Below are 10,784 nucleotides of genomic sequence, written 5' to 3'. Positions count from 1 at the left end.
CATTTTTTGCTAGGTCGATACCTAATACAGTCACAGCCATGTTGTTATCTCCGTATGAAATGGTGAATTTATCATCTCAGAACTAACGGCTGAGTGATAGGGAGGAAGTCCATTCCATACGCTAAGCAAAATCTTCCTGTTCTGACGGCTGTTTAAGCGGTCTTAACTCACCATTTAAAACCTGTTCGGTCAATGTAAATGAGTAATGCCCCAACATATTCACATGTTTATGGCTGAGTGGTGATAGTCTTGCAATGTCTTCATCTTTTAGTGTTTCACCTTGTCGTTCTACGTGCTCTAATGCAGCTTGCATATAGATGGTATTCCACAGCACAACGGCATTAGTGACTAAGCCAAGCGAACCCAATTGATCTTCTTGCCCTTCTCGGTAACGTTTGCGGATTTCACCGCGTTGACCGTGACAAATAGCTCTGGCAACGGCATGACGACTTTCGCCTCGGTTTAATTGGGTTAGTATTCTGCGTCGATAGTCTTCATCATCGATGTAATTCAGTAAATATAATGTCTTATTGATACGACCAGCTTCGATAATGGCCTGAGCAAGACTCGATGGTCGGTCACTTTTGAGCAACGACCGAATCAGTTCTGATGCCTGCACTTTTCCCAGTTTAAGAGAGCCTGCTATACGCATCATGTCATCCCAGTGAAGCTCTATTTTTTGTGGATTTACGCAGTTTCGTGCTAGCTCATCGAGTACACCGTAATCCGCTTCTTTATCTACGCGCCAAAATACCGATTCGCCTGCATCGGCTAACCTTGGCGAGAACTGATATCCCAATAACCAGAATAAGCCGAAGACCATGTCACTGGCTCCTGCTGTATCTGTCATGATTTCAGTAGGGTTTAATCCGGTTTGCTGTTCCAATAACCCTTCGAGTACGAATATGGAATCTCGTAGTGTTCCTGGTATAACGATTCCGTGAAATCCAGAAAACTGATCGGAGACGAAGTTATACCATGTGATACCACGGCTGGAGCCAAAGTATTTTCGGTTCGCACCTGAATTGACGGTTCTTATTGGTGTGATAAATCGCATCCCATCAGCAGAGGCAACTTCACCTCCGCCCCAATGCTTAGCTAGTGCAAGAGTAGACTGAAAATCGACCAGTTTCGCGTTGGCTTTTACTAACGTTTCAGCACGTAAATAATTTTGTTTAACCCAACTGAGTCGGTGTCTGGTTAAAGCAGGGATATGAGACTTTATCAGTGGCTCAAGGCCGATATTGCAAGCTTCGGACAGTAACACGGCGCAGATACTTACCGTTAAATCATTGGCACGTGCGTTAGATTCGCTAATATGAGTGAATTCATCGGCAAAGCCAGTATGAGCATTGACTTCAAGTAGTAGTTCTGTGAGGTCTACGGCAGGAAGTAACGCCTCAACTTGTTTGGATAATCCCTGTAAGCTCGGAGGGTTATCTAGTCTATCAATATTTGTGATGGTCAGAGCTGGTCGTTTCCCCGAGATATCAATATCCACCGAACCATTATCGTCAAAATTTGCGGCAACCTGATGATAGGTTGTATCCAGTTGCCTGACTAACGCATCGATGGCTTCTTTTGCGTTTAGCGGATGTCCCAGTGATCGACAGACCTGAATTCGGTTGGACTGCCACTCTTGCCCCTGCAAAAGTTTGGCTCTCGGATCGCCCCAGCGATCGCTGTTTTCGACATAGATATCTCGTCGGCGCAAGCTATCCTGTAATTTATCCAAAAAACACAGTGTGTAGCCTCGTTTAGTCACCCGACCACCTTTATCTAATACCAATCGCTTCCATGGATTAGATACGATATCCACTGGCGCATCATCAAGAATTTGTTTTTTTGAGTCGAGTAATTGCGCTAAGTACTGGTGAACTTCAAGCGTTTTGTCTCCCGCAGGAGCGGCGGAAAATTCGATATCACGGAGCAGTTTTGGTAGAAAACGCCGAACTCGCCCGTACTGTTCAACCATCTCTTCATGAAAATTGTCATCATAAGGTCGGGCTAACTCGTGTACGGTAGAAATAGATTGCGCTAGCTTTTCCCGTGAAAATTTAGCAAAGATTGACGGACGTAGCGACTCATCATCTAAGTTGTCGTCTAGCAGCAGAGCACAAACTTTAGCTAAAGCCAGTGCAGATTTATCCAAATCTTTTAGAGTACGAAGACGCTTTTTCTGTCCTAATTTCTTCGCTTCGCCAGCGATATTTGTAATCAAAAGATCCAGTACATCCAACGCTTCATCTAATGCAATAATTTCATAGGCTTTCACAAAAGCCACGAGTATCGCAGTACGCTTAGTCTCCGGCATACGGCCTATTTTGTATGCCGAGATCATTCCAGCATGACGGGCAATATGTTTAAACCGGACGGGAGGAATACCAGTAAAATCCAGTTCAGTTATTCCATAGGTTTGAAGTGCTTTGTAACGTTCAATAGCCTCATTAAATGCAGGGCCACTGACATTGACCGGCCCCTTACGAAAACGGTCGAAGTGTGTTGTTCTGGCTGCTTCAGGAATTTGTAGTAAGGAATCCAACCTAGCTTGCTGATCCGAATTTGGGAGACTGGATAGTTGCTGCCACAATCGGTTTTCTGCTCGGTCTCTGATTTGTGAAATTAAACGGGTTAAAGTTGATGCGCCTGGTAAAAGGATTTTATGTTGGATCAGCCATCCGGTCGCTAAATCAAACAGTAAACTCGGGCGTTCATTACTGATCCAACTCCGGCTATAGAGAAGGCGGGATAACCGGAATGACCACGGCCAAACAAACTCACGATAACCATACTGATTGCGGATCAGAGCGGTATGCTCGCGGCGTGTGGTTTCGCGCTGAGAATAGTCAGACAAAATACCAATATTGGTTATATTCAGTTGCCTTGCGACAAACCATTGGGTATTCGTTGGGATTTGATTTAAATCGATCAAGAAAGTACCAAGAAAGCGAACACAACCTAATTGCAGCGCAACTCCAAATCGATTGTGTTCACCACGTCTTTGTGTAACAAAAGCTAAGTCAGCCTCGTCCAAATGGAAGTACCGCGCCAATTGAACATCATTCGGCTCCCCATTAAATTGCCCGTAACTATTTTTTTGTTCAGTGGTTAAAAAATCTACGGGCATAGCCAAAACCTCTTATTGGTTACACAAACTCAAATCAGTGACGTATTGTTTTCCCATTTCCGGCATGTAAGCCATGAGGAATTTTAATAAATATCTGGATGGAAATGCCGCAATGGTTCCATCTGCTGATGAAGAATACGGATTATGTAAATACTATGAGGTTGTGGGCGATAAAAAATAGCATGTTTATGGTGATCGTGGCGGCGAAGCCCTTCGGCAATTTCGGGGCACTCGTAACCCATCAAAGGTTGTTCTGCAAGCGTTAGCAAAACGTCATGCATACTGTCTGTATAAGCATCCGCTTGCTCTATGCCAAAGTTCAATAGGGTGTATTCAAAGATATGCTCAAAGTCTTCTGCGGCGAGGTTGGAAAGTTTATACATTGTGTCTCTGCTTTACTTTAGTCGCAATGTCATGAAGTGATAATGAGCATTGACCACTCTGCTCTCCGGCTTCAATCGCCATTTTTAGAGCCGTGGTTTGTTTCTCTTGCCTTTCGAGTAGCCGCAATGCAGAACGAACTACTTCGCTTGTTGAGCCATAGCGACCAGTCGCTATGAGTTGGCCGACAAACTCATCTAGCTGAGACCCAATCGTAACACTAGTTGTGCGTGACATATTTCCACCTACATGTGTGAATAATTAACACACCAATAATAGGTCAACTAAAATTCAAAATCAAATCACGATCTTCGTATGACAATGAAGTATACTTATAAGTCACACGTAAAAATTGACACGAAAAGTAGATTTGTCATAACCTATTTGTCACACTTGTTTAGATCATAATCTAAATGTCACTTTGAGGGGCTTATGTACATCTTTGGATACTTAAGAGCATCAACCTCTGATCAGAATGCAAAACGTGCTCAAGGTGCTTTACAGGAGTTTGCACAGCAAAAGGGCTTTCGAATAGCAGGTTGGTATATTGAGAATGAATCGGGAGCCTCATTACAAAGACCTGAATTACTCCGATTACTTGATGATGCTGCAATTGGTGATGCGATCATAATAGAGCAAATTGATCGTCTTTCTCGACTTGATGAAGAAAGTTGGTTCAAATTAAAAGAAATGCTGAACCAAAAGGAACTTAAGGTAATCAGTATCGATTTACCAACTAGCCATATCGCTTTTGCGCCACACATTCCCGACGAGTTCACTCGTTCGATGATCAGGGCTATTAATGGGATGATGATGGATATGCTCGCTGCAATTGCACGAAAAGATTACCAAGATCGACGGCGGCGGCAAGCTGAAGGGATCATGAAGGCTCGAGAAGAGGGAAAATATCGAGGAAGACAAGCAGATCTCCAGCTTCATGAAAAAATCTATCAGTTAAGAGTTATCAATGGGTTAAGTATCAGTGATACCGCTAAATTGACGAATGTGTCCACTAGAACGGTAATTCGGGTGGCTAAGAAGTTAGCAAGTGAGCGTTCATTGGGATAAGAAGCTTAACGTTTCTGTTCCTTATGGGCTCTAGTCCCCTAAACAAGAAATGCCCCATTGTGAGCTACGTGAACCATCTGCTTGACCTAATTTTTGTAATGAGTGAAAGTTGCTGGAAATACCTGTTATTGTCTTTTGCTAACTTGTTGTTGATATGAAAACTAGTTTAAGTATTCGCACTTACACAAAGCGCTTTAGTCGCCATGTTCACGATAGCTATCATCAACTGGTACTGCCTATTCAAGGTAATATTCATATTGATATGGATGGTTTCTTAGGTAAGGTGAGTGTCGGTGAATGCGTGGTGATCCCAAAAGGTGTAGCACATGGATTTAATGCTGATGAAGCAGCACGATTCATTGTAGCTGATCTTGATGAACTGCCTTCTCATTTGATCAGTGAGGAACTAGCTGTTTTTTCGATCTCTCCCCCTCTGTTGAGCTTTATTCACTTTGTTGAAAAGCAACTTGAATATCAGGTGGATAGTGCAATTGAAGCATCTATGGTAAGTATCTTCACCTTATTGCTGGGACAGCAAGAGCTGTCTCGAACTAACGATCCACGGATTCGAGCAGTGCAGGTGATGATCAGTGAACGGTTAGCCGAGCCTCTTACCATTCAGTCGCTTGCTAAGATTGCGTATCTTAGTCCAACTCAGTTCAAGAAGCTCTTCAAAGAAAACATAGGGGTGAGTGTACTCAAATATATCACTGAGCAACGTATGGAGAAGGCTAAGGCACTGCTAACCCATACTGACTTACCTGTGCAGTGGGTAGCAGAGCGAGTAGGATACAGCGATCTTTCAGCTTTTAGCCGACGCTTTTCTGTCCACTATGGAATGTCTCCAAGGGAGTTCGCGCGCTCTTGAGTTCGTCTATTTAAACAACTATTGCGTCCTTTTAGCAAAAACATGGTGTAATTAATCGCCTAAAATCTCTGCCTTGTTATGAGTTTTTCGGTAGATATAATTATGTTGTACAGTCGCTATACTTCCTATCAGCTTGGCATTTTCTCGATACTGTTTGCCTCAGTCTTATGGGGTACTACAGGTACGGTCGCTAGTTTAGCTCCAGATATTAGCTCTCTAGCAATAGGCGCTTTTTCAATGGGTGTTGGTGGGCTTTTTCAAGCCGCACTATCTCGCAAACAGTTGCTAAATGATTTCAAAAAGATTCTGATTAACAAGAGAAAATTAGCGATTAGCGCAATCGCTTTGGCTGCCTATCCATTAGCATTTTATTCCTCGATGAGGCTGGCTGGTGTCGCAATTGGTACCGTGATTTCTATTGCCACAGCACCGTTTTTTGCGGCCATACTTGAGTGTCTATTTAGCAAAGGTAAAAGAATTACGAAAAAATGGTTGCTAAGCTTTTCTGTCGGAATTGCAGGCATCATGTTGTTGGTTTTCTCTGAGTCACCTGCAACCCATACAGTTAATAACTTGAGACTGATTGGCATCTTGTTGGGTTTTATTGCGGGTTTGTGTTATGCCGTCTATTCGTGGATTGCTAAGACACTGATTGAACAGGGTGTCCAATCCCAATCGGCTTTAGGCAGTATTTTTGGTTTTGGTTCGTTAATTTTGCTCCCAACACTTTTGGTTACTGGAGATAATCTTTTTGCATCAACAACCAATATTCTGGTAGTTGGCTATATGGCGTTGATTCCAATGGGGTTGGGTTATATTGCTTATGGATTTGGCCTAAGGTTTGTAACCGCCAGTAGTGCAAGTTTGATTACACTTTTTGAACCTGTTGTAGCAGCAGCTTTGGCAGTGGTGGTGGTTGGCGAGTCGATACCAATGCTTGGATGGAGTGGCATCGGTTTAATCCTAATTTGTTTGTTGATTCAAGTGAAAGGTAGATAGCCACCTACGAACCAACAAGTATAGATATTATCGTGTCTAGTTGTTCATATGTTAAGCAACTAGGCTGACTGCTAACAAAGCTGTTCGATTATGATATATAAAGTCACACTAGGAAATTGTCCCTCCAAGCGATTTTCCAATACCTATAGTTATTCGTATATTACTAAATTAGCAACCTCGGTAACTCATTTATGTCCAGCTTCGAGCTAGCTACCTCTGGCTAGTTCAACTCGCACCAAAGCTTGTTGCACTTCGGTTACGTTTCCGATAGTCAGCTAGTTTTGATATGCAAAAGTAATGTGTGGCAAAACGCAAGACCTTACCCCATTTCTTTTTCTTCCTGTACTAAGTTCGTTCTAACCATGCTCGAATCTGTTTGATAACGGCTGGTATCTCACTTTCTCCTCGCTGGTTTTGAAAAGCGTGATCTAAACCAGCGAGTAACACAAACGACACGTTCGAACGCGACTGCATCAGTTGCTCTGCTTGTCGTTTCGCCTGATCAGGTGAAACGTTAATGTCTCGCTCCGACTGCAAAATGAGAATGTCGGCACTGACCCGTTCAAGTATCGTCCTTTGGTCTAACGTCAGCATCTCTTTCCACCAAGCAAAACCATGGGAGCTCATATTGATGTCCATTGTTTCAGCGCTTACCACGGCTTGCTGAAAACCCAAGAAACCATTTTTTGCTTCTATCAAGGCTTCCGATGGCATAGTTTGCTCCATATTATAGAGAACATCATCAACGAAGAAGCGCCCACCAGCGTTCAAAGACACTAAGCTATCAACCGATGGAACTTGTGACGCGACCATGGCGGCAACTACGGCCCCTTCGCTCCCGCCAAGTACAATAATGTGCTCATAATTACTCTCGAGTCTTTCGATCACTTGTCGGTAGTCTGCCGTGCGCTGTGTCGGTGAATCCTTTTGAATGTACGCTGTCGGGCAATCAGGGCTATCGCCATCGGGATTCCACCTGATCGCTTGGTTTAGCCCGTATTTCTCTACCGTGAGTAAATCAGCCTCTGGCGCCGTTTGCGAAAATAGGTCATTAATCGTCGTGCTGTGGGAGACGCTATTGCAATCAGAGCCTTGCATGATAACCAACAAGGTATTACTCGGATTTTCCGCCGTTTTGGTGAGGTAATAAATTAACGATGAGCCATCTTGCCGCTCGATACTATGGATAGTAGAAGACGCTTTGGCGACGCCAACAATAAGTAGCGGTATTACTAGAATTATCCGAATCAGGCCCATTTCAATCCCTTAAAATTAATATAAAAGTTAAAATTTTCACCTTTTGAGCACCGCGAATCGGTAAAGTTCATTTTGCCTTTAAGATTCTGAATGGAGTGGTGACCTAAAGCTTAACCAGCGTTGTTGTCCAAGGACGTTCTGAAGCCAATCTCGGCAAACACGACTCTGCCCCAAAATCATTTGGCATTCAACACCAGACCACTTTCTTATGTCAGTTCTTGACCTACATTTACTAATAGCAGACTATGAGCCTAGTTGAGCAATTATGATTATACAGACATGTTCTGTAATTTATGAGTGGAAGGAAGAATAAGGCTTATAGAACAGTATGTTGCTGGTATGGTGTTTGTATTTTCTAAAAATATTATACAGACAGTGTCTGCTGAAAAAGCACTGTTATGTTTTAGGTGAATTATGTGGTCAAAAATTCAAATGTGGGCTTTGAAAAAAGCATTTGGGAAAGTCGGTCCATCACCGATCCCCATGTCAGGTCCAGAGTGTGAAAAGAATAATTTCTATTCAACTAGAATTAAGCTTGATGGGGTTTCAGCTCTAGTTCGCGAGTTGGATATGAATAAAGTCAAAGTACTAAAGTACAATCCAGCAACTGACACATGTGATATAGAACTAGACATCGATATTGCCAATATCAATGTAAATACCGTTGAAATCACGCACTACTTGCATAATTACTACACAACTTATACAGGTATTAACTCATTTATACTTCATTGCCTTACAAAAAAAGATTACATAAAGGTTAAGTCAAAGCGAATATTGAACAAGGTTTCACAGTCCCTATTTAACAGAAAAAAACTTCAGCTAAAACCAAGATATGACCTGTTAGACTATCTTATTGAAAATTATGGCATCAGTCGGAAGGAGTTTAGTCTAACATCACTAGTTTCTGATATGTATTCTCTGCGTTTTTTTAGGCATCCTGACAAAGAAAATTGTCAAAATAAGCTACGTATGTATGTAGATTCATTTGTGGAATCAGGCGAGGTCAGTAAGGTAAAAGGCGGGGGGTACAAAGTAAATGGAAAGGCTATTGTAACACTTGAAAAGTATCAAACAGAAGAACGGCGCCATAAAGATAGCGTGATACTACAGTACAGTATGGTAATTTTAACGTTTTTATTGGCAATTCTGGCATCTATTCAGGCTGGATTAATTAAATTAAAGCCATTTTTAGATTTGACGCAATAAACATACAAACAATCAAGGAATCAACATACTTTTCCTATTCTGACAGAAACGCTGTAGAGAATCAGTTCTAAAACACTTCTGTCCAGAGGTATGCCAGCGCCGATCACGGCAAACACAGAAATGCCCCATTGTGTGCCAGTACGGAATTGAGCTTGAATGTAATTGTTGCCGTTGGACTTAATTTTCCTTATGTCAAGAACTTTAACAAGTTGCATGGATAAATAAGTGAGCGTTGAAATCGTCTCCATAAAAAAAGCCCCCATATTAATGGAGGCTCGTTGTTCTTCTTTTTCTTACAAGTCGTAGTACTCTGCTAGGTATCCGATCAAATCACCGCTCTTCAGAAGTAAGAAGGCAATGACCATCATGACGCCTAAACCAACCGCAAAGCTTTTCATTCGGTCTTTTATTGAAATGTAATCATCTGACATGGGTATCTCCGTTTATTTTTCTTTTAAGCAGTTTGAACGTTGCTTGAAATCGGGTTTTTAGAGTTGATTTACCAACCGTCTCGATTTTCTAAGTCGATATCCCAATAGTACTTAGCGCAAGCTTTCAATTCCCAGCTTGAATTTTCATCAATACTAGTACCGAAGGCCGCTCGACACCAACTGTTAGCAAATAATTCAAGAGTTATATATGTCAAAACAGCTAAAGCCAGCAGTGAAAGAATCAAACGCAGTAGTTTTACAATTGGGTGTTCTCGATTAGTGTTTTTTGTCATTTTTTAATAAAAATCAGAAACTTATATAATTTAATTATGCAACTAAATATCTTTTAATACAAGATTGAAAACAGCAATATATTGTTTTTTTATGGTTTTTTCTATGGAGACTGTCTTGAAGTTGAACAAAGGTGACTGCTAGAGTGATTTTTATACATCCTTGTCATCAATCGTTAGGCAATTTTTAGCAAAATCAATCGCTTTTTCGTGATGCTGCATCTTGCACAAGAAAGAGTCGTAGTTCTCTTTATTAACTACCAGTTTTAAACGTTTACCCTCCAAGTAATAATCAATAAAGCCACGATAAATCAATGCATCAGGGTGCGGCTTACCAACAATCTTACATTGATTATGGAAGTTCAGTGTCCAGAGGCTCGCCTCAAAAATTAATGATCCGCACCAGCAGTTTTGGACACTGAGTTAAGTGAGTTGGACTGCTGCCACCGATCTTCTAGACAAATTTCGCCTATTAGCTTAATGAAGTGTCCAATCTGAGTGGAGCAGATCATTGACATACTTTCCCTAACCCTAGGCGGACAAGTTAGAGTTTTGTATCTAACTCGATTTTGTCCAAAACCTTCTCAAAAATGGTTCAGAAATCTTGTGAACACCAAGCGATTTTGTCATATGTTCGTATTTTATAGGGCTAAGAAAGAAAATATGCCGTAGCCCTCAGCCCTTATAAATAAAAGGCTGAGGGCTCACATTGGACTTTTCGCTGAAATGGGCGCAAAACCCCATGATCAAATCTATAAATAGCATGATGATGGATATGCTAGCTGCTATCGCGAGAAAAGATTACCAAGATCGCCGCCGCCGTCAGGCTGAAGGAATAAAGAAAGCCAAAGAGGAAGGGAAATACAGAGGGCGGCAAGCCGATTCAGAACTACACGAAAAAATCTATCAGCTACGAGTAGTCAACATGCTGAGTATCAGTGATACCGCCAAACTTACCAATGTTTCAGGTCGTACAGTAATACGGGTTGCTAAAAAGTTGGCAAGTGAGCGTTCAGCGGGGTAAGAAGCTTAGCGTATGGAATGGACTTCCTCCCTATCACTCAGCCGTTAGTTCTGAGATGATAAATTCACCATTTCATACGGAGATAACAACATGGCTGTGACTGTATTAGGTATCGACCTAGCAAAAAATG

General features: G+C 41.9%; 9 protein-coding genes and 1 pseudogene. 5 read left to right on the top strand and 5 right to left on the bottom strand.

Annotation, left to right across the window (positions count from 1 at the left end):
• Positions 1 to 121 precede the first annotated feature (121 nt).
• The 3 genes from L3V30_RS23615 to L3V30_RS23605 all read right to left on the bottom strand — a co-directional run bounded on the left by L3V30_RS23615 (position 122) and on the right by L3V30_RS23605 (position 3,745).
• Positions 122 to 3,127, bottom strand: coding sequence for a Tn3 family transposase (locus L3V30_RS23615; RefSeq protein WP_140116173.1), 3,006 nt, complete (start codon positions 3,125 to 3,127; stop codon positions 122 to 124).
• A gap of 83 nt (positions 3,128 to 3,210) precedes the next feature.
• A complete protein-coding gene (locus L3V30_RS23610) occupies positions 3,211 to 3,510 on the bottom strand; it encodes a type II toxin-antitoxin system RelE/ParE family toxin (RefSeq protein WP_016151372.1) in 300 nt (99 codons plus the stop codon).
• Positions 3,503 to 3,745, bottom strand: a complete 243-nt coding sequence (locus tag L3V30_RS23605; protein ID WP_016151373.1) for a type II toxin-antitoxin system ParD family antitoxin — start codon at positions 3,743 to 3,745, stop codon at positions 3,503 to 3,505. The genes L3V30_RS23610 and L3V30_RS23605 overlap by 8 nt, the downstream gene beginning before the upstream one ends.
• Before the next feature lie 195 nt (positions 3,746 to 3,940).
• Here L3V30_RS23605 and L3V30_RS23600 point away from each other — a divergent pair, with 195 nt between their 5' ends.
• The 3 genes from L3V30_RS23600 (at position 3,941) to L3V30_RS23590 (ending at position 6,443) form a co-directional block, all read left to right on the top strand.
• Positions 3,941 to 4,576 (top strand): recombinase family protein, encoded by a 636-nt coding sequence (locus L3V30_RS23600; protein WP_031847521.1) that lies wholly within the window; start codon positions 3,941 to 3,943, stop codon positions 4,574 to 4,576.
• Between the two features lie 154 nt (positions 4,577 to 4,730).
• Positions 4,731 to 5,444: an AraC family transcriptional regulator gene (locus tag L3V30_RS23595; RefSeq protein WP_103194986.1), complete on the top strand. Its 714-nt coding sequence runs from the start codon at positions 4,731 to 4,733 to the stop codon at positions 5,442 to 5,444.
• A gap of 102 nt (positions 5,445 to 5,546) precedes the next feature.
• Positions 5,547 to 6,443: an EamA family transporter gene (locus tag L3V30_RS23590; RefSeq protein ID WP_212569509.1), complete on the top strand. Its 897-nt coding sequence runs from the start codon at positions 5,547 to 5,549 to the stop codon at positions 6,441 to 6,443.
• A 345-nt stretch (positions 6,444 to 6,788) separates the two neighbouring features.
• On the opposite strand, the gene L3V30_RS23585 is transcribed toward L3V30_RS23590, so the two are convergent.
• Positions 6,789 to 7,700, bottom strand: coding sequence for an alpha/beta hydrolase (locus tag L3V30_RS23585; RefSeq protein WP_054577219.1), 912 nt, complete (start codon positions 7,698 to 7,700; stop codon positions 6,789 to 6,791).
• A gap of 414 nt (positions 7,701 to 8,114) precedes the next feature.
• On the opposite strand from L3V30_RS23585, the gene L3V30_RS23580 reads away from it, so the two are divergent.
• The gene (locus L3V30_RS23580; RefSeq protein WP_025594096.1) at positions 8,115 to 8,909 is read left to right on the top strand and encodes a hypothetical protein; all 795 of its coding nucleotides are present in this window, start codon (positions 8,115 to 8,117) and stop codon (positions 8,907 to 8,909) included.
• Positions 8,910 to 9,202: 293 nt separating this feature from the next.
• Here the strand turns inward: L3V30_RS23580 and L3V30_RS23575 are convergent, their stop codons facing one another.
• Positions 9,203 to 9,340: a hypothetical protein gene (locus L3V30_RS23575; RefSeq protein WP_158005881.1), complete on the bottom strand. Its 138-nt coding sequence runs from the start codon at positions 9,338 to 9,340 to the stop codon at positions 9,203 to 9,205.
• A gap of 1,032 nt (positions 9,341 to 10,372) precedes the next feature.
• On the opposite strand from L3V30_RS23575, the pseudogene L3V30_RS23570 reads away from it, so the two are divergent.
• Positions 10,373 to 10,654, top strand: a pseudogene (locus L3V30_RS23570) (serine recombinase); the annotation flags it as partial.
• Positions 10,655 to 10,784 lie beyond the last annotated feature (130 nt).

The organism is Vibrio sp. A1-1, assembly GCF_021728175.1.
Taxonomy (GTDB): domain Bacteria; phylum Pseudomonadota; class Gammaproteobacteria; order Enterobacterales; family Vibrionaceae; genus Vibrio; species Vibrio diabolicus.
Note: the sequence above shows the minus strand (reverse complement) of the source record. Positions and strands in the feature narration are given on the sequence as shown.